The following is a 19,251-nucleotide window of genomic DNA, read 5'->3' on the forward strand; positions in this document are numbered from 1 at the left end:
GATTGTATCGAAACGGCGCCGAGACACCGCTCCGACCGACGACCACGAACGGTCGCGCTCCGTGGCGGAACTCGCCCGAACTGGTCGGTTTTTTACCCCTCCATCTCTCATGTCCGATCAATGAGTGAGTACGACTACGAGGACCTCGGTCTCGTGGCGGGGCTGGAGATTCACCAGCAACTCGACACCGAGGAGAAGTTGTTCTGTGGCTGTCCGACCGAACTCCGCGACCCCGAGGAGTCGTCCCGAACGTTCACCCGGTATCTCCATCCGACCCGGAGCGAACTCGGGGAAATCGACGAAGCCGCGCTCGAAGAGAGCCAAATAGACCGCGAGTTCGAGTATCTGGGCTACGACACGACCTGTCTCGTGGAAGCCGACGACGAACCGCCACACCGTCTGGACGAGGAAGCACAACAGGTCGTCCTCGAAATCGCACAACTGCTCGACATGACCGTCATCGACCAGGCCAACGTCATGCGGAAAATCGTCGTAGACGGTTCGAACACCTCGGGATTCCAGCGCTCGACGCTCGTTGCCACCAGCGGGCAAATCGAGACGAGCGACGGCCCGGTCGGCGTCGAAGACCTGATGTTGGAAGAGGAAAGCGCCCAGCGCGTCGAGGAGCGCGAGGACGGCGTCACCTTCAGTCTCGACCGACTCGGCATTCCGCTGGTCGAAATCGGCACCAGCCCGGACATCAGTTCGCCCCAGCAGGCCCGCGAGGCGGCCGAACGAATCGGAATGCTCCTCCGTTCGACCGGCCACGTCAAACGCGGTCTCGGCACCATCCGGCAGGACGTGAACGTCTCCATCGCGGACGGCGCACGCGTGGAGATGAAAGGCGTTCAGAGCCTGGACGACATCGACGACCTCGTCCGGTTCGAAGTCGGTCGGCAGGTCGAACTCCTCGCCATCCGCGACGAACTCCAGTCCCGCGATGCGGCGGTCGGCGAAGTTCAGGACGTGAGCGACGTGTTCGAGGGGACCGAAAGCGGCGTCATCGAGGGCGCACTCGACAGCGGCGGCAAGGTCACCGCCGTTCCCCTCTTCGGCTTCGACGGCCTCGTCGGCCGGGAAATCCAGCCGGACCGTCGCCTCGGTACGGAGTTCTCCGACCACGCAAAACGCCACGGCGCGGGCGGCATCTTCCACACCGACGAACTGCCCGCGTACGGCGTTACCGAGGACGAAGTCGAAGCGCTTCGGGACGCCGTCGATGCGGGTGACGAGGACGCGGTCGCCATCGTCGCGCCAGCCCGGAAGTGGCCGACGGCGCGATCGAAGCCGCCGCTGAGCGCGCCGAAGTCGCCATCGAGGAGGTTCCGGAGGAGACCCGCGGGGCGAACGAGGACGGCACCTCGCGCTACCTCCGCCCGCTCCCCGGTGCGGCGCGGATGTACCCCGAAACCGACGTGCCGCCGGTCGATCTCGACCCCGAGGAGGTCGAGACGCCCGAACTGCTGACCGAAAAGGTCGAGCGCTACCAGTCGGAGTTCTCGCTCGGCGCGGGACTCGCCGAACAGGTCGCCTACGGCCGCCGAATGCCGCTGTTCGAGCGGGCGGTCGAAACCGGAGCGGACCCGACGTTCGTCGCCGGATTGGTCGAGAGCACCGTGACGGAACTTCGGCGTGACGACGTTCCCGTCGAGAACCTCACCGACGACCACTTCCTCGCCGTGATCTCGCTCGTCACCGACGGCGAGTTGGCGAAGGAGGGGGTCAACGACGTGATGACGCTCCTCGCGGAGAACCCCGAACTGACGGCGGAGGAAGCGGTCGAGGAAGCCGGACTCTCTGGCGTGGGCGACGAGGAAGTCCGCGAGGCGGTCGTCGAAGTGGTCGAACGGAACGACGAGCAGGTCGAAGAAGAGGGAATGGGCGCGTTCTCCGGCCTGATGGGCGAGTGCATGGGAAGCCTCCGCGGAAAGGCGGACGGCGACCTCGTCAGCCAACTCCTGCGCGAGGAAATCCAGAAGCGAGCTGAACTACGTTCGCCCACACCACTTCGCCCACTCGGTTACGATTTCGCGTCGCCCCCGTCGATGTGAACATCTCCCAAACGACGGTGGCAGTTGCTCACTTTTTGTTCGGTCTGTCAGCTTTTCGCCAGCCTTGGGTAGTTACCGTGCGACGCTAGAATCACGGCGACGGTCCGACCGCGGCGCGTCCGGTCTTATCGTTCGGTCGTTCGCCGGACCGCCGCGAGGGCCTCCCGTGAGACGACCGACCAACGCGGCTCGCTGAACTGCCGGGAGAGGGTGTAGGCGCAGGCGACGAGGACGAGCGCGAAGGCGGCGTCGGTCAGCCAGTGGACGCCGAGATAGAGCGTCGAGATGACGATTGCCGCCGCGAGGAGCGCGATGGTGTAGGCGTACGTGGTATCCGCCTTCCGGGCGTAGAGCGCGGCGAGTACGGACAAACCGGTGTGGAGGCTGGGGAAGGACTTCACCAGCGTGTCGGTGGAGAAGATGCCGTACTGAATCGCCGGACTGAGTTGGTACATCAGCGGTTGGACGGAGGTCAGATACAGCGACGACACCTTCACCGGGAAGAAGACGAAGAACGGAACGGAGAGGACGACGAGGATGACGTACGCCAGCGCGTAGCGGTGTGCCTCTTCCTCGTCGTGTGCCTTCAGTTTGAAGTACGTGAACAGCACGGCGAACGGGAGGCCGACGAGATACACGCCGGTAAACGCCAGCGTGAGGGGCTTGGACGCGACAATCTGGAACGTCGCGACGGACGCCCCTTCGATGGCGTAAACGAATCCCGTGAACGTCCGCCCGGCGTGGAAGTGCAACGCGACAGAGTTCACAACTTGGGTAACGACCCACGCGACGCCGAGGTATTTCCAGTCCGTTTTGAGGAAATCGACGAAGAGGGTCCTAAGCCGCTCGTCGGGCAAGAACAACTGCTTACCCACGAGCATGACCAATACACTCGGGACAGAGACGAGAAGCGTAAACTGAGTCCCCAGTGGCAGAGAATGAAATTGGAGGGGGGGAAGCATGGCTACACCCTACTCTAGCGACAGATTATAAAGAAGTTATGTATCGTTTCGCCTCGGTCGATGCGAGTCCGATGACGACGCTCGTTCGTTTGCTCGCCGAACGATGCCGCGCAGTGTTGCGATTTCCCGGCCAGTCGGATGTGCTCGACCGAACAGTCTGCGGATCATTCGCATGTTTTTGTCGTGCTTTTCGGCGGGTTGGCCGACGGTGTCGAGCAGGTCGGAAAAGGCCCCGTAGAAGCCCTCTATTTCCCCTTCGTCGGCGCGCTCGCGTTCCACGTCCGGTAACTGGTACTCGTCCACGGTCAGCGTCCTGAGTTCGTAGAGGGTGACGGTCGCGGCTTGCCCGAGGTTCAACGCGGGATACGCCGCGCTGGCGGGAATCGAGCATACCTCGTCGATGCGTGCGAGTTCCTCGTTCGTCAACCCGTTCGCTTCCCGTCCGAAGATGAGGACGGTATCAGTCTCCACCGTTTCGAGGTTCTCGGCGAGTTCCCGCGGTGTCGTGAACGGGAATCGGACGTGATGGCTCGCGTCCTCGTTCGTCGTCGCCGTCAGTCCGACGGTGTGGTAGTTTTCGACCAGTTCGTCGAACGTGACGTCGTCGTAGTTCGGAAGGACGTCCTCGCGGGCCTGTCCGGCAAAGCCGTAGGCCTCGCTGTCGCGTCCGAACTCCGGCGGGTTCACGAGTTTCAGGTCGTCCAAGCCGAAGTTTTTCATCGCGCGTGCGATGGTTCCGATGTTTCCGGGCGTCTTCGGTTCGACGATAGCGACTGCAGGTTTCATGTACGATACTCCCCTCTCGCGTCGAATCGCCACCCGCGAAGACCGACGTTCACGGTACTCATTACGCCCTCGTAGCAACCGGACCGACAAAAAGAGCGTGTTGTCGAGGAGCGGAGGGCCCCGATTCGTGAACCGATGGCGAAGACGAACGGAATGGACGACTGATTTCCCCCTATTTTTATCCGAATTTTTATTATCGTACAATCAAATTACACATCCAACAATGCCGTCTTCAGGGATTTCGTTCCGAGGGGGTAGTGGATCACCGGAGTTCCACGACGTGCTCGCCGATTTCAAGCAACGAGGCTGTAACATTCTCGTCACGGGGCGGGTCTCTGAAACGACGACGAACCGGACGACGATGCAACTTCTCGGGGCGTCAACCGAGGAACGAAAGCGGGTTCTCGTTCTGACCGACACGACGGCCCGGTACGCGAACTCGAAACTCCCCGGCGGGACGAACGCGGGCGACCCGGACGTGTGGGTCATCGACTGGGGTGACGACGAGCGGTCGGTATCGGGATCGGGATCGATGGCCGTACCAGAGACGCCGCGACTGACGACGTCCCCCGAGGACTCGATTCGCGAACTACGGAGCGACATCGTCACCGCCGTCAGTTTCTTCGACGAGTGGGCGGACGGGTTGACGCCGTCGGAACTCCGACTCTCGTTCGACTCGCTCATCAAACCGCTCGAACGGTGTGATCAGGAAGCGGTCGAACGGTTCCTCCGAACCGTCATGGCGCTCGTCCGCGGCGTTTCCGGAATGGCCCATTATCACCTTCCGGTTCCGACGTCCAACCCGGTCGTTCAGGAGTTGACGCCGTTGTTCGATGCGCGCGTCGAACTCCGCCAGTCGAACGGCCTCGTTCCGGAACAGCGCTGGCACATTCCTGAGTACGACCAAACGACCAACTGGGTTCAGCTATGAGCCACGACGAACGAACGAATCCGAACGCACCGGTGTTCGAATCGAACCCGGATGCGTCGGGGATTCGGATCTGGGACCCCATCGACAAGGGCAGTTTCGTGTTTCATACGCCCGTTCCCGTCTCCCTCGAACGGGCCGATACCGACACGTTTCCCGTCCCGATCGATTCGGCGGTCAGGTTGCGGACGAACCGTCTCGACGTCCCCGAACGGGTCGATTTCAACGTCTGGGATTCGGATGGGTCCATTTCTGACCTCGTAAACCCGTGTGACGGTGACTGGCACTCCGAACAGGTGGCCTACCTCGAAATACCGACGTCCCCGATGAAACTGTACGTCCACGTCGACTGTCCGCTCTCCATTCGGGAACGGAACGGGGGCGTTCACATCGATCTGGGCGAAGAACGAACGATCTTCATCGGCAGTCGATCACACAGCGATTCGCCCGTCGGGACGATCACCGTCACCGACAACGTAGAGGACGTGATGCGTGCGGTCTCGCTGCTCGGGTCCTCGCTGAAAACCCTCGACCCCGAACGCTCGTTTCCCACGCTTCGTGGCCACCCACCGCTCATCGAGCGCGGTGACGAGTTTTCGGTCCCCCCGAACATCGTTCGTCCCGAAACGGAGGTACGACTGGTACTGCCACCGGAGCGACGGTACGTCTACGCCGCGACGTCACTCGCGTACTATCTGGGCGCGAACGTGGTTCCCGGCGATTCCCCGCGACTCGAAACCCCAAATCGTCGGTATTCGCTGGATGGAACGGGAGGGTTCGACGGATTCGAAGCGGAAGTGTCCCGCGTCTTTCAACACCTCTTCTTCCTCGACTGTATCATCCGGGACGAAGGCTCGTACGACATCCCCGTGCAGGAACGCGAAGCGGTCGAACCGCTCCTGGATTTCGACTGTTCCAGCCTCTACGAACGGTCGCTGGCGGAACAGGTGGACACGTATCTCGACGTCCCGTTCGACGTTACCGAACCGCATCTTCCCAAATGGTGCCTGACGACCGACCTGGTGCCATCGGAAGCGAACGTTGGTGCGCTCCCGTTCATCGCGGACGAGCTCTCGTTAGTTCGGTGCCCCACACCCACCACTCACGTGCAACCGGCGGCGGAGGCCCCCGAAATAGCTGATTTCTGTCGAAGCATCCAGACCCCTTCCGAATCGGGGGGGAGTACGCCCGCCGTCAGTCCTCAACCGACGACGTCGAAGGAACACGTTTGGATCGGTGACGGCGTTCCCGTCGGCGGCAACAAGGCGACGGTGGACTCCTACCGTCGCCGCGTCGATCACGATTCGTCGGAACGCTCGACGATTCGGGTCCAGATCGTCTGCAACGACACGAACATGAAGGACGAGGGAGAGGTGCGCGAACAGTACAGTTTCCGGGATACGAGTCGTCACGAGGTGGATATCGCCTACGACTTGACCGTCGAGGAACTACGAACCGTATTCGCCGCCGACGTCGATTACCTGCATTACATCGGCCACGTCAATCACAGCGGTATCGAGTGTGCCGACGGCGTGCTCGATACCCGGACGTTGGACGCGGTGAACGTCGAGTCGTTCCTGCTCAACGCCTGTCGCTCGTACGAACAGAGCGCCACCTTGGTCGAAAAGGGGTGCCGGGTCGGTGTCGCAACCCTGTCGGACGTGTCCAACGACCCGGCCACGAAGATCGGGTGTCTGCTCGCCCGCGGACTCGGTGCGGGCCTTTCGTTCTGGAGCGCGCTCTCCATCGCCCAGTCGGAGACGCTGTCGGGCGACCAGTACGTCGTCATCGGGGACGGGAGTCTCACCCTCTGCCAACCGTTTTCGAGGATCAAGCCGATGCTGTTCATCGAGACGGACAGTGATGGAGGGTACACGATTCGGATCAAACCGTTCTATCCCCCCTGCGACAGCGCCGGTTCGATGTTCGGATCGGTGTGGGACGACGACATGACACAGCACCTCCAATCGGACTGGATCGGCGACTTCCACTTGGAGGCGGAGACGCTCGACGAGGTATTTCGAGAGGAGTCGATGCCGATCAAATACGACGGCGACCTGTACTGGAGCGACGACATCACGACGAAGGATTTGCGGTGATCGATTCGGTTTTTATCGATGAGTGCCATCGTTGCGATATGATTGTTCGTTCCACCACGATTCTGACCGACGTTTCGGTGCGATTCGGACGATTCGAGCGGACAGTCTCCGGAACGAACACCGGGGAATCATGACGCGGGGCGAAGATCGGTCGATGGGAACCGAACTACAGGTCGAACGCGTTTCGGACGGGTGTGGAATTAGAATCTGGGATCCCATCGAAAAAGCCGCCGTCGTATTACGGACGCCGTCTCGAATCGACATTCAACGAGGTTCGACGGACGGATTCCCGTTTCCCGTCGAGACGGCGGTCGAATTCCGAACGGATCGGATCGATATCCCCGCAGGTATGTCGTTCAATGCCTGGAATCGTTCCGACGAGGTACGCGATACCATCCATCTGGGCGACGGATTGTGGGAATCATCGTTCTGCGTCGACCATCTCGAATTGATCGGCGCCGCAATGCGGTTTTATATCCATGTCGATTGCTTTCCCACGATTCGATCCGGAGACACCTCCTCGACGGTCGAGTTCGGAAAGGAACGGCGTATTACCGTCGGTGTCGGGTCGATGCATCGATCCCCCGAGGGAACGATTACGGTCACGGACGATCCCGAGGACGTGATGCGTGCGGTTTCGCTGTTCGGATCGGCGCTGGATACCCTCTCGCCCGAGCGCTCGTTTCCCACGCTTCGGGGTCACCCCCCGCTCGTCAAACGCGGCGACGATTTCTCAGCACCGTCGAAGCTCGAACGTCCGGATACCGGGATTCAACTGGTCGTTCCTCCCGAGCGGGAGTACGTCTACCCGATAGTCTCGTTGGCGTACTATCTGGGTGCGAAGGTGGTTCCGGGGAATCGCCCGCGGCTCGAAACCCCCGATTCCAAGTACAGATTCGGTGGTACTGCACCATTCGAACGACAGGTCAACGAACTACTCCGTCACGTCTTTTTCTTCGATTGTCTGACTCGCGAAGAGGGTTTTTACCCGGCACCGCTTCGAATCCGTCCTGAAGTAGAGTCGCTAGTAGACTTCGACTTCGAGGAACTCTACGAACGGTCACTATCGAAACAGATCGATGCATACTTGGACGTGCCGTTCGACCGGGTCGACCCGTATTTCCCCGATTGGTACGTCACGATAGCGCTGGAACCGACGACACGAAACGTCGAAGCGCTCCCGTACGTTTCATCCGCCCTCGCGTTCGTTCAGTGTCCCTCTTCGACTGCACGGACGCCGCATGAAGCGCCACCACAGACCGTTTCTGACTTCTGCCGGAGTCAAGTGTTGACTTCGGAAAAAGCGAGGAAGACGACAATAGTGGACATTCCCGAGACGACGACCATCCACGACGAGTGGCTCGGCGAGGGTGTTCCGATCGGCGGCAATAAGATCACCCTCGATTCGTATCGTCGTCGAACGGAGAACGCGAAACCGAAGACGTCGACCATCTCGGTCAAAATCGTCTGCAACGACCCGCGGATGAAAGCGGAGGGGAAAGTGACGAACCTATACGGATTTCGGGAGACTACCGACCACGTGATCGATATCGTCTATGACCTCTCCGTCGAGGAACTCGCCTCGGTGTTCGCCGCCGACATCGACTTCCTTCACTACATCGGCCACGTCAGTGACGAAGGTATCGAGTGTGCCGACGGCGTGCTCGATACCCGAACGTTGGACACGGTAAACGTCGACTCGTTCCTGCTCAACGCCTGCCGCTCGTACGATCAAAGCATGGTGCTGATCGAGAACGGATGTCGAGGCGGTATCGCCACGCTTTCGGATGTTTCGAACGGCCCTGCGACCGAGGTCGGTTCGTGGCTTGCCCGTTTGCTTGGGCAAGGATTCGCGCTCCGTGATGCACTTTCCACTGCACGGACAACGACACTGAGCGGAAACCAGTACGTCGTCCTTGGCGATCCCTCGACGACCGTCTGTCGGGCATTCCAGTCGTCAAATCGCAGTGTTCACGTCGATTCGTACGCGGACGGGATATATGCCGTAAATCTGGAAACCCACTTCGCCCATGACTACGGTCTGGGCGGGTTTTACGAGCTCACACAGGAAGACAGTGAGCGCCACTATCTGTCCCCCGAAGTCGCACGGAAGGAGATGACCGCCGCCGAACTCGATGAACTCTTCGATCTGGAACCGATGCCGGTCGAATACGACGGCGACCTGTACTGGAGCGACGACATCACGACGAAGGATTTGCAGTGACCGATTCGGTTTTCATCCGTGAGTACCATCGTTGCCGTATGATTGTTCGTTCCACCACGATTCGGAGACGCGTTTGGCTGCAATCCGGACTGGTTGGCGGGGCCGTTACCGGGTCCGGGCTAAGTGAATCATGACGCGGGGCGAAGATCGGCCGAAAGGGACTGGAATACAGGTCGAACGCGTTTCGGACGGATGTGGAATTAGAATCTGGGATCCCATCGAAAAGGCGGAAGTCGTGTTACGGACCCCGTCACGAATCGATCCACGACAGGGTTCAACGGAGGGTTTCCCGTTCTCGGTCGAGACGGCGGTCGAATTCCGGACGGATCGGATCGATATCCCTTCCGGAATATCGTTTAATGCGTGGGATCGTTTCGATGAGCTACGCGATACCGTCCAGATGGACGATGGAACGTGGGAATCGTCGTTCCACGTGAGCCATCTCGAGTTCAAAACGGCTCCGGTGCGACTGTATGTTGCCGTCGATTGCCCACTCACAATCCAATCTGGCCATTCTTCCTCCACGATCGAATTCGAGACAGAAAAAGGAGTCACCGTCGGCGTTGGATCGATGCACCGGTTTCCCACTGGTACGGTCACCGTTACCGACGACATTGAGGACCAGATGCGTGGAATTTCATTGTTCGGATCGGCATTGGATACGCTCTCACCGGAGCGCTCGTTTCCGACGCTTCGTGGCCACCCGCCGCTCCTCGAACGCGGCGACGAGTTTTCGGCTCCGTCGCACCTCCAACGGCCGGATACCGGAGTTCGGTTGATCGTGCCGCCGGAGCGGACGTACGTCTATCCGGTCGTATCGTTGGCGTTTTATCTTGGTGCGAAAGTCGTACCGGGAACGCCTGCGCGGCTTGAGACTCCCGGTTCGAAGTACGTGTTCGGAGACGACGTCACGTTCGAACAGCAGGTCAACGAACTGCTCCGCCACGTTTTCTTCTTCGATTGCCTGATTCGTGAGGAGGGGTTCTATCCGGTACCACTTCACATCCGTCCGAAAATTGAACCGCTGGTGGATTTCGACTTCAAGATCCTATACAATCGGTCGCTATCCGAACGACTCGACACATATCTGGACGTCCCGTTCGACCGTGTCGATTCGCTCTTCCCGGATTGGAGTCACACGGTAATACTCGAACCGACGAAACGAAACGTCGAGGTACTGCCGTACGTTTCGTCGGATCTCGCATTCATTCGGCATCCGTCTGCTACTGCCCGGATATCACAAGTAGAGCGACCACAGACGGTCACTGACTTTTGCCGAAGTCAAGCAAGTGCTCCTGGAAATGTAGCGGAAGCAAAAGTCGTGAGTACGCCGGAGACGAAAGCCCTTCACGACGAATGGCTCGGCGATGGCGTTCCTATCGGAGGCAATAAGGTTACACTCAATTCATACCGCCGTCGAATCGAAGACACGAAACCGAGGACATCCACCATCTCGGTCAAAATCGTCTGCAACGACCAGCGGATGAAAGCTGAGGGAAAAGTGACGGATTTATATGAATTTCGAGAGACCACCGATCACGAAATCGATATCGTCTACGATTTGACCGTCGAGGAACTCGCCTCGGTGTTCGCCGCGGACATCGATTTTCTGCATTACATCGGGCACGTCAGCGACGAGGGGATCGAATGTGCCGACGGCGTCCTCGATACACGGACGTTGGAGACGGTGAACGTCGAATCGTTCCTGCTCAATGCCTGTCGGTCGTACGAACAGAGCATGGAACTAGTCGAGAAGGGTTGTCGAGGCGGCATTGCCACGCTTTCGGACGTCTCGAACGGGCCTGCGACCGAGGTCGGTTCGTGGCTTGCTCGCCTCCTCGGGAAGGGATATACACTTCGTAGCGCGCTCTCAATCGCACGAACGACGACACTAAGTGGGAACCAGTATGTCGTCCTTGGAGATCCTTCAACGAGCGTTTGCCAATCATTCGGTTTGGCGAACAGCAGCATTCACATTGATTCGTATGCGGACGGAGTATACACGACAGATCTGAAGGTCCACATGATGAATGAAAACAATAACGGCTCTTTTTATGAAATCGCACAGGAGGACAGTGGACGATTCTATCTGTCTCCCGTTATCCGGAAAAGTATGACTGCCACTGAACTCGATGAATTCTTCAAAATGGAGTCGGTGCCGGTCGAGTACGACGGCGACCTCTACTGGAGCGACGACATCACCGCGGCGGACCTGCACTGAAAGGGCCGATTTTTAACCGTGCTCGCCCTCGTTTTCGGATATGCAGAACGTTTCCGCCGCGGGACTCGGAATCGGGCCGGAACATCCGCCGCGAATCATGGGCGTGTTGAACGTCAGCGAGGAATCGCCGTACGACCCGAGCGTGTACGACGACCCCGCCGACGCCGCGGCGTACGTGGATGCGGAACTCGTCGCGGAAGGCGCGGACATCGTGGACGTCGGTCTCGAATCGGCGAACAAACGGTTCGACGTGCTCTCCGCGGAGGAGGAACTCGACCGACTCGATACCGCGCTGGAAGCCATCGAACAGGTGGAAGGGAACCCCGTCTTCTCCATCGAAACCCGATATGCGGACGTGGCGGATGCGGCGCTGTCGGGTGGCTTCGACATGGTGAACGACATCTGTGGTTTCGCGGACCCGGAGATGGCGACGGTCTGTGAACGCCACGACGCCGCCGTCGTGAAGATGGCGAGTCCGCCGGACCTGACCCGTCCCGGCGCGATCGAGCGCGTGGACGACATTTACGACGCGCTCGCCGCCGAACCGCTGACGGACAAGACCATCCTCGATCCCGCGTTCGGCGGATGGAGCGAGGGGAAGACGCTCGCTGACGACCGCGAGACGTTCCACCGACTCGGCGAGTTACGAGAACAGGGGCGGCCAATCCTCGTCTCCATCAACCGGAAGAACTTCTTGGGTGACGTGGTGGGCAGGGACACCGAGGAGCGACTCCCGGCCAGTCTCGCAGCGACCTCGCTGGCCGTCGAACGCGGGGCCGACGTGATCCGAACGCACGACGTGGCCGAAACCCGTGACGCGGCCGTTATCGGCCACGCGTTCGGCCGCGAACGGCAATGAAGTTCGACGAGTGGGACCCCGTCTACCGCGCGATTCTCGCGGATTTCGGCTTCCCCCGAGCGGACGACGAACGCGCCCGCGACGACCTCGCCGAACTCGCGGTTCCGTTCGACCGCGCGAAACTCGACCGGATCACCGGGAACACCGTCGCAATCGCGGGAGCGGCCCCCTCGCTGGCCGACGAACTCGACACGGCACGAGGAGCGGAGTGCGTCGTCGCGGCCTCGACGGCCGCCGACGTGCTCCTCGATGCGGGTATCGACGTGGACTGCATGGTGACAGACCTCGACAAAAACCCGGAAACGGCGCGGGAGTTGAGCGAATCGGGGATTCCGGTCGCGGCGCACGCACACGGGGACAACATCCCGGTGATACGCGAGTACGTCCCGACGTTCGACCCGGAGAACGTCCTCGCCACGACGCAGGCGGAACCGCACGGACCGGTCGAGAACTTCGGCGGCGTTCACGGACGGCGACAGGGCGGCGTTCCTCGCCGACGAGTTCGGCGCGGCCGAACTCGTCTTTCTCGGATGGGATTTCGACGACGCTACCGTGAACCCGATGAAACGGAAGAAACTCGACTGGGCCGAGCGGTTGCTGTACTGGTTGGAACGGCGGCGCGACGAGCGGTTTTCGATTTTGGATGGCCGACGGGCGGAAATCGATTTCGACACCGGCCTATTTGAATCGGGGACGTAAACCGTCACGCGATGGTCTCCGAGAAGGAAAAGATGCTGGCGGGCGAATTGTACGACCCATCGGACGCCGAACTCGTCGAGGGGCGACAGCGGGCGAGACGACTCGCGCGACGGTTCAACACGACGGCGGTAACGGAGGCGAACGAACGGGAGTCCCTGCTCCGGGAACTGTTCGGCACCGTCGGTTCCTCCCCGCACGTCGAACCGCCGTTTCGGTGTGACTACGGTTCGAACATCCACGTCGGCGACGGCTTCTACGCGAACTTCGACTGCGTGATTCTGGACGTCTGTCGGGTCGAGATGGGGGACGACTGTTGGCTCGGACCGGGCGTCCACATCTACACGGCAACCCACCCCCTCGACGCGGAAACCCGTGTCGAGGGACCGGAGTACGGAAAGCCGGTGACGATGGGGGACAACGTCTGGGTCGGCGGGAGGGCGGTCATCAACCCGGGCGTCGAAATCGGCGACGACGCCGTCGTCGCCTCCGGAGCGGTCGTCACCGCCGACGTTCCGGACGCCGTCGTGGTCGGTGGCAATCCGGCGACGGTCGTCAGGGAACTGGATGGTGATGGTGAATCGGACGATTAGGGAAGCCGCCAGAACAGCTTTATTTCATCGCGCGCCGAGTGCTATCGTATGGCGCACGATTGTTCGTTCCTCCGCGACCTGCCGCTTCCCGACGACCGATTTTCCTTCGGCGACTCGCACCGCACCGGGCACGCGGGGGATTTCGGAACGATGGAGGCCGACGAGGTGGAACCGGACGCGGTCGTCTGGCCGGAATCGACCGAGGAGGTATCGACGGTGCTCGCGGCGGCAGACGAGCGGGGCGTTCCGGTGACGCCCTTCGCCGCCGGGACGGGATTGGAAGGGAACGCGACGCCGACCCGTGGCGGAATCAGCCTCGACATGACGCGGATGGATTCGGTGCTCGACGTTCGTCCGGACGACTTCCAGGTGGACGTCGAACCGGGAATCTTCGGGAAGGAAGTGGACGAAGCCGTCGCCGGGGACGGGCTTTTCTTCCCGCCGTTGCCGTCGTCGGGCGACATCTCGACGATCGGTGGGATGATCGCCAACGACGCGAGCGGGATGAAGACGGTGAAGTACGGCGAGGTCCACGACTGGGTGCTCGAACTCGAAGCCGTCCTCGCGGACGGTTCCGTCATCACCGCGGGGAGCAAGGCGGTCAAAACGTCCAGCGGTTACAACCTCAAGGACCTCATCGTCGGCAGTGAGGGGACGTTGGCCGTCGTCACCCGTGCAACCCTCGAACTCGCGGGACGACCACAACAGATTCGCGGGGGACGCGCTGTCTTCGATTCGCTCTCGGACGCCGTGGACGCGATTTCGGACGCGGTTCGGTCGGGCGTGGACGTGGCGAAGATCGAACTCGTGGACGAGACGAGCGCGACGATGGCGAACGCCTACACCGGGTCGTCGCTGCCGGACGTGCCGATGGTGTTCGTGGAGTTCCATGCGAACCACGGCATCGAGGACGAAATCGAGTTCTGTCGGTCGGTGTTCGAGGCACACGACGTCTCCCAGTTCGAAATCGCCGAGGGGGAAGAGATGAGCGAGCTATGGCAGATTCGGCGGGAGATGGCCTTCGCGGTCGAAGCCTACGACCTCGACCTCTCGCCGCTCCATCTGGGCGACGTGACCGTCCCGATCAGCAGATACCCCGAGATGGTTCGGCTAGTCCGGCGACTCGCCGACGAGCACGACCTGCTGATTCCCTGCTTCGGCCACGCCGGGGACGGCAACCTCCATTACACCGTTCTGGTGGACGAATCGGACGACGAGCACGTCGAACGCGCGAAGGAGGCCCAAACCGAAATCGTCCACACGGCCATCGAGTGGGGCGGAACCTGCACCGGCGAACACGGCATCGGACGCGGAAAACGCGAATACCTCGAACTCGAACACGGTGCGGCGAGCATCGACGTCATGCGTCGGATAAAGCACGCGCTCGACCCGAACGACACGCTCAATCCGGGCAAGATGTTCCCCGAGACGGTCGATGGCGGTCGGGTCGGAAACTGAGTCAGAAATCGTCGGCGAAGTCGCGTTTCGGCACTTCTCGATAGCGTTCACGCCCGACGGGCGTTCGCGTCCGCACGAGGTAGGTCTCCTCGGTGAGGTCGTACACCGTCTTCCGTCGTCCCGTGTCGGTGGTTTCGGTCACCCGCGAAACGTCGTCGGAGTTCGAAAGGTGGTCGCCTAGCTGCCAGCTAATCGGGGTGCCACGGGGACCGGTCTGAGGGCGGTTCGCTTCGGACGCACGTGTGCCGTTCTGCCATTCCCCACGCAAATCCATGCCAATGGGAACGATATAAGGTGATAAAACGATATCGACATCGGACTATCACGGAAAATTTATATCTTCGGGAGAGGCAACCGGCGTTTTAGGTATAACCGACGTTTTACGTATGGGGTTCGTAGAACCGTGAATGGATCCCAACAGCGTCCGCCAACAGTGGGAAGAACGGTCGGGAGAGTACTCGCCGGACTACTACGCTTACTACGGGCCGAACGAGACGAGCGAGTTGATCCGCGCTCGCCTCGACTCCGCTATCGAATCGGACGCGACCATCCTCGAACTCGGCTGTAGTTCGGGACGGCACCTCGCACACCTCCACGACGGGGGATACGAGGACCTTCACGGCATCGAAATAAACGGCGAGGCGCTTTCCGTGATGGAGGAAAACTATCCCGAACTCGCCGCGGACGGAACGTTTTACATCGACGCCATCGAGGACACCGTCACCGAGTTCGACGACGATCATTTCGACGTCGTGTTCTCCGTCGAGACTCTCCAGCACGTCCACCCCGACGGGGGAGTGTTCGAGGAACTGGAACGAATCACCGCCAACCGCCTCATCACCGTGGAAAACGAGCGAAGAGCCGATGAGAACGGGGGAGAAGGAGACGACGGGTCGTCTGAAACCCCCGTGAACTACGTCCACGACGAGTTCCCGCTCTACTTCAGGAACTGGAATCGGGTGTTCACTGACCGAGGATTCACCGAGATTTTCTCCGAACAGACCGACCGGGACGTGTTTCGGGAATTCCACCTCGACGGCGGGGATGACGCGACCATTCAGTCGTGAACTAGCACGTCCACGACGCTCGGTCCGTCCTCGTCCAACGCCGTTTCCAACGTCTCCGCTATCGTATCGGGTGACTCGACGAGATAACCGCTCGCACCGTGGCTCTCCGCGTTCTTCGGGATATCGACCGGCGGTTCGAAATCCATGCCGACGTACTCGTGGTCGGCGTCCTCGCCGCCGAGCAGTTTCAGCGTGTTGTCCTTCAGGATGCGGTAGTTGCGGTTGTCGGAGACGACGACGGTCACGTCCACGTCGTATCGCGCCGCCGAGTAGAGCGAATGTGGGTAGTATAGATACGACCCGTCGCCGACGAAGCCAACGACCTGCCGCGGGTCGTCCCGCTCGGCTTCCGCCATCGCGGCCCCGATAGCGGCGGGGAGGCCGTAGCCGAGACCGCCGCCCTTGTTCGAGATGTAGGCTTCCCGCTCGAACGCCCAGCGAAGGAGCATGACGTACTTCGACGTGATGCCCTCGTCCACGATGTACGGGGAAGAAAGAGTCTCCCGAAGGGTATCGACGAGTTCGGCCTTCGAGGCGCGCGGGTCCGTCGGTGTCGTCGCCCTCTCCCATCGACGCCATCTGTCCCTTCGCGAACTCCTTGAACTGCGCGACGCGTTCCAACCGTCCCGCGAGTTCGTCGTCCCCTATTTCGACTTCCTCGGCGAGTTCGTCCATCACGAGTCCCAGATCACCCGTCACGGCGACGTCGGCGGGCGTGTTCTTGCCGACCTGCCACGGTTCGTCGTTCAGGTCGATGATGGTCGCGTCCTCGGGGACGAGGTCACGGTCGTGGCGCGTCAAGGTGGTATTCGTCGAACACCCCGCGAACACGACGGTGTCGGCGTTCATCGTCGCCGCGGCGATACCCTCGTCCGGCGGGATGTGGGACACCCACTGGTCGTGCGTGCCGGGGAAGTCCACCTCGCACGCCAATATCTCGGCGTGAACCCGCGCGCCGGTCGCTTCCGCCAACTGGACCGCCGCGTCGAGCGAGTCGACCTCGGAGTACGCGTTGTGCCGGGGGATGTGGTCGCCGACGACGATGACGGGGTCCTCGGCGTCTTCGAGCAGGTCGGCGGCGTGCGCGATGGCGGCCGGGTCGCCGGAACCGGGGTTCTGAATCCGCCCCAATCGTTCGGGTTCGGCGTCGGTCTCGGCCATCATCACGTCCAGCGGGAGCGAGAGGAAGACCGGACCCGTCGGCGGCGTCTGGGCCACGCGGAACGCCCGCCGGAGCATGGTCGGGAGGGCTTCCACGTCCGATACCTCCGCGCTCCACTTCGTGAACTGGTCGGTCATGGCGAGCACGTCACCCGAGAGGATCGGTTCCTCGTGGCGGAAGTCGAGGCTGTGTGCCCCGGCCGTGACGACGAGCGGCGCGCCCGTCACCGACGCGCCGTAGAGGTTGCCAAGTCCGTGGGCGACGCCCGGCGCGACGTGCAGGTTGACGACGCCGACCGGACTGTCGTCTTCGGTACCTCGATAGTTCTTCGTGCTCGCGTATCCCGCGGCCATTCCCACCGCGATGTCCTCGTGCGGCGCGAGGACGTACTCCAGTTCGCTCTCTCCAAGCGCTTCCATGACCGGGAGTTCGGTCGTTCCGGGGTTGCCGAACACGTGTCGAACGCCGTAGGCTTCGAGCGCGTCGGTGAACAACGTCGCGCCCGTGCGTGTGTCTGCCATGCCGATGACTGGTCGTGAACCCCCAAAGGATTTCCGGGGGAACATAACGGTCCGAAACTGTTCCGTGAGGGCGTGTACCGTGGTATCGTGTCTTCGAGAATTTTCAAGTGTACCCGCACACTACCAGCGTCACCAACTGAATACAGGTGTTCACTCTCGCATGATTCCGTCACGATATCGAAATTCGGTACTGTTCGCTCTGCTCGCGGTGATCTGGGGGTCGTCGTTCGTCGCCATCAAGTCTGGCTTGCACGCGTTCCCACCCGTCCTCTTCGCGGCGTTCCGGTACGACGTCGCCGGTGCGGCCCTGCTGACCGTCGTCGTCGGCCTCGGCCTGCGAAACGACGACTTCCAGTGGCGACCGACGACACGAACCGACTGGACGCTCGTCGGCATCGGCGGGACGTTCATGTTCGGTGCCTACCTCGCGCTCCTCTTCACCGGCCAGCAGTACGTCACGAGCGGCGTGGGTGCGGTCATCCTGAGCCTGAAACCCGTCGTCACGCCGCTGTTCGCATTGGCGCTCCTGCCGAACGAACGGTTCAACGCACTCGAAGTCGTCGGCGTCCTGCTCGCGCTGGTCGGCGTGGTCGTCGTCGCCGACCCCACCTCGATCGGCGGTTCGACGGTCGGCATCGCCCTGCTGCTCGTCGCGGCGCTCGTCTTCGCGTTCGCGTCGGTGGTAACCCAACGGCTCCGGACGACGCTCCCGGCGTTGACCCAGCAGGCGTGGATGATGGTTGTCGGCGCGCTCGTCCTCCACGCGACGAGCGCCGCCATCCGCGGCGTACCGTCCGTCACGTTCACCCGCCCGGCGCTCGTTTCGCTCGCGTACCTCGCCTTCGTCGCCAGCATCGGCGGGTACGTCATCTACTTCGACCTGCTGGAACGAATCGGCGCGAACGAGGTCAACCTCGTGAACTACGTCGTTCCGGTGGCCGCCACCCTGTTCGGGTGGGCCCTCCTCGGCGAACCCATCACCGAATCGACTGTTTCGGGCTTCCTCGTCATCGTCGCCGGGTTCGTCCTGCTGAAGTGGGCGACGCTCAAACGCGGCGTCGTCGCCGTCCAGCGGCCGTCCCGACGCATTCCCCAGGGAGGCTCGGAAACCGTCGTCGTCTCCGGGAACGCCTACTATCGCGGGTAGTAGGGCGGTGCGGTTGCGGTATGTTGTGGCTCGGCGGTCGTCCCTGAAAAACCAAACAGAACCGTTCGTAGTGAGCACGGAAGGGGTTCTCAAAATCATCGTCGCAGTGGTCCCAATCACGGGAAAATAAAATCGGATTCGCTCCTTCTCGCCCGAACGTACAAGTGCGAACCCGTCGTGGCGAATTCTACGATGATTCGTCCCGAGTACGAGCGAGACAGCACCGCCTGGAGGTCGTCACAGTGCCGATAGAAGGATGGCGGCGGCGGGAGGATTTGGAGGGTGGCAAACAGATCCGAATCTGGTTGCGCGACGACGGCACCGAGGAGCTGTACGTCGAAAATCTGACCTACCGAGACGAGGGCTACGCGGTTTACGTCTACGATGTGGAAGAAGACGAGTGGGAGACTATCGCCGAGACCGATTCACGAGCGGACGCCGTCGAGCGGGCGACGGATTGGGCGGGGAATTAGAAAC

General features: G+C 61.4%; 12 protein-coding genes and 4 pseudogenes. 12 read left to right on the forward strand and 4 right to left on the reverse strand.

Annotated features, from left to right (window positions below; translation table 11 throughout):
- Positions 1-120 precede the first annotated feature (120 nt).
- A pseudogene (gatE, locus tag A4G99_RS16910) lies at positions 121-1,985 on the forward strand (Glu-tRNA(Gln) amidotransferase subunit GatE); the annotation flags it as partial.
- Positions 1,986-2,176: 191 nt separating this feature from the next.
- On the opposite strand, the gene A4G99_RS16915 reads toward gatE, so the two are convergent.
- Together A4G99_RS16915 and A4G99_RS16920 are read right to left on the reverse strand one after the other, a co-directional pair.
- Entirely contained in the window at positions 2,177-2,932 is a 756-nt protein-coding gene (locus A4G99_RS16915) for a phosphatase PAP2 family protein (RefSeq protein WP_223301944.1), read from the reverse strand.
- Between the two features lie 117 nt (positions 2,933-3,049).
- A complete protein-coding gene (locus tag A4G99_RS16920; protein WP_066146206.1) occupies positions 3,050-3,799 on the reverse strand; it encodes an RNA methyltransferase in 750 nt (249 codons plus the stop codon).
- Positions 3,800-4,022: 223 nt separating this feature from the next.
- Between A4G99_RS16920 and A4G99_RS16925 the strand changes: the two genes are divergently transcribed.
- From A4G99_RS16925 to A4G99_RS16960, 8 genes and pseudogenes are all read left to right on the forward strand, one after another.
- Positions 4,023-4,730, forward strand: coding sequence for a hypothetical protein (locus A4G99_RS16925; RefSeq protein ID WP_066146209.1), 708 nt, complete (start codon positions 4,023-4,025; stop codon positions 4,728-4,730).
- Positions 4,727-6,826 (forward strand): hypothetical protein, encoded by a 2,100-nt coding sequence (locus tag A4G99_RS16930; RefSeq protein WP_066146212.1) that lies wholly within the window; start codon positions 4,727-4,729, stop codon positions 6,824-6,826. Before A4G99_RS16925 ends, A4G99_RS16930 begins: the two co-directional genes overlap by 4 nt.
- Positions 6,827-6,956: 130 nt before the next feature.
- Complete coding sequence (locus A4G99_RS16935) at positions 6,957-9,050, forward strand: hypothetical protein (RefSeq protein WP_082837868.1); 2,094 nt, start codon at positions 6,957-6,959, stop codon at positions 9,048-9,050.
- A gap of 625 nt (positions 9,051-9,675) precedes the next feature.
- A complete protein-coding gene (locus tag A4G99_RS16940; protein ID WP_150123140.1) occupies positions 9,676-11,271 on the forward strand; it encodes a hypothetical protein in 1,596 nt (531 codons plus the stop codon).
- 40 nt (positions 11,272-11,311) lie between these two features.
- Positions 11,312-12,124 (forward strand): annotated as a pseudogene (gene folP, locus A4G99_RS16945) (dihydropteroate synthase); the annotation flags it as partial.
- Between the two features lie 2 nt (positions 12,125-12,126).
- A pseudogene (locus A4G99_RS16950) lies at positions 12,127-12,829 on the forward strand (6-hydroxymethylpterin diphosphokinase MptE-like protein).
- Positions 12,830-12,840: 11 nt separating this feature from the next.
- Positions 12,841-13,419, forward strand: a complete 579-nt coding sequence (locus A4G99_RS16955; RefSeq protein ID WP_066146220.1) for a maltose acetyltransferase domain-containing protein — start codon at positions 12,841-12,843, stop codon at positions 13,417-13,419.
- 48 nt (positions 13,420-13,467) lie between these two features.
- Positions 13,468-14,877 carry an FAD-binding oxidoreductase gene (locus A4G99_RS16960; protein WP_066146223.1) on the forward strand — a complete coding sequence of 470 codons (1,410 nt, stop codon included), beginning with the start codon at positions 13,468-13,470 and terminating at the stop codon, positions 14,875-14,877.
- Between the two features lies 1 nt (position 14,878).
- Here A4G99_RS16960 and A4G99_RS16965 read toward each other — a convergent pair whose 3' ends face one another.
- Entirely contained in the window at positions 14,879-15,151 is a 273-nt protein-coding gene (locus A4G99_RS16965) for a hypothetical protein (protein ID WP_066146227.1), read from the reverse strand.
- A gap of 133 nt (positions 15,152-15,284) precedes the next feature.
- Here A4G99_RS16965 and A4G99_RS16970 point away from each other — a divergent pair, with 133 nt between their 5' ends.
- Positions 15,285-15,944: a bifunctional 2-polyprenyl-6-hydroxyphenol methylase/3-demethylubiquinol 3-O-methyltransferase UbiG gene (locus tag A4G99_RS16970; protein ID WP_066146230.1), complete on the forward strand. Its 660-nt coding sequence runs from the start codon at positions 15,285-15,287 to the stop codon at positions 15,942-15,944.
- Here A4G99_RS16970 and A4G99_RS16975 read toward each other — a convergent pair.
- A pseudogene (locus tag A4G99_RS16975) lies at positions 15,935-17,627 on the reverse strand (thiamine pyrophosphate-binding protein). The gene A4G99_RS16970 and the pseudogene A4G99_RS16975 overlap by 10 nt on opposite strands.
- 160 nt (positions 17,628-17,787) lie before the next feature.
- On the opposite strand from A4G99_RS16975, the gene A4G99_RS16980 reads away from it, so the two are divergent.
- Together A4G99_RS16980 and A4G99_RS16985 are read left to right on the forward strand one after the other, a co-directional pair.
- On the forward strand, positions 17,788-18,774 hold the full coding sequence (locus A4G99_RS16980; protein ID WP_066146234.1) for a DMT family transporter: 987 nt from the start codon (positions 17,788-17,790) through the stop codon (positions 18,772-18,774).
- Positions 18,775-19,016: 242 nt separating this feature from the next.
- Positions 19,017-19,247: a hypothetical protein gene (locus tag A4G99_RS16985; protein WP_066146718.1), complete on the forward strand. Its 231-nt coding sequence runs from the start codon at positions 19,017-19,019 to the stop codon at positions 19,245-19,247.
- The last annotated feature ends 4 nt before the right edge of the window (positions 19,248-19,251 follow it).

This window comes from Haladaptatus sp. R4 (assembly GCF_001625445.1).
GTDB lineage: Archaea > Halobacteriota > Halobacteria > Halobacteriales > Haladaptataceae > Haladaptatus.

Coding starts and splice junctions, on each gene's coding strand:
- A4G99_RS16970 (WP_066146230.1), top strand. CDS start 15,285: ATGGATCCCAACAGCGTCCGCCAACAGTGGGAAGAACGGTCGGGAGAG.
- A4G99_RS16930 (WP_066146212.1), top strand. CDS start 4,727: ATGAGCCACGACGAACGAACGAATCCGAACGCACCGGTGTTCGAATCG.
- A4G99_RS16955 (WP_066146220.1), top strand. CDS start 12,841: ATGGTCTCCGAGAAGGAAAAGATGCTGGCGGGCGAATTGTACGACCCA.
- A4G99_RS16960 (WP_066146223.1), top strand. CDS start 13,468: ATGGCGCACGATTGTTCGTTCCTCCGCGACCTGCCGCTTCCCGACGAC.
- A4G99_RS16920 (WP_066146206.1), bottom strand. CDS start 3,799: ATGAAACCTGCAGTCGCTATCGTCGAACCGAAGACGCCCGGAAACATC.
- A4G99_RS16935 (WP_082837868.1), top strand. CDS start 6,957: ATGACGCGGGGCGAAGATCGGTCGATGGGAACCGAACTACAGGTCGAA.
- A4G99_RS16925 (WP_066146209.1), top strand. CDS start 4,023: ATGCCGTCTTCAGGGATTTCGTTCCGAGGGGGTAGTGGATCACCGGAG.
- A4G99_RS16965 (WP_066146227.1), bottom strand. CDS start 15,151: ATGGATTTGCGTGGGGAATGGCAGAACGGCACACGTGCGTCCGAAGCG.
- A4G99_RS16915 (WP_223301944.1), bottom strand. CDS start 2,932: ATGCTCGTGGGTAAGCAGTTGTTCTTGCCCGACGAGCGGCTTAGGACC.
- A4G99_RS16940 (WP_150123140.1), top strand. CDS start 9,676: ATGCGTGGAATTTCATTGTTCGGATCGGCATTGGATACGCTCTCACCG.
- A4G99_RS16980 (WP_066146234.1), top strand. CDS start 17,788: ATGATTCCGTCACGATATCGAAATTCGGTACTGTTCGCTCTGCTCGCG.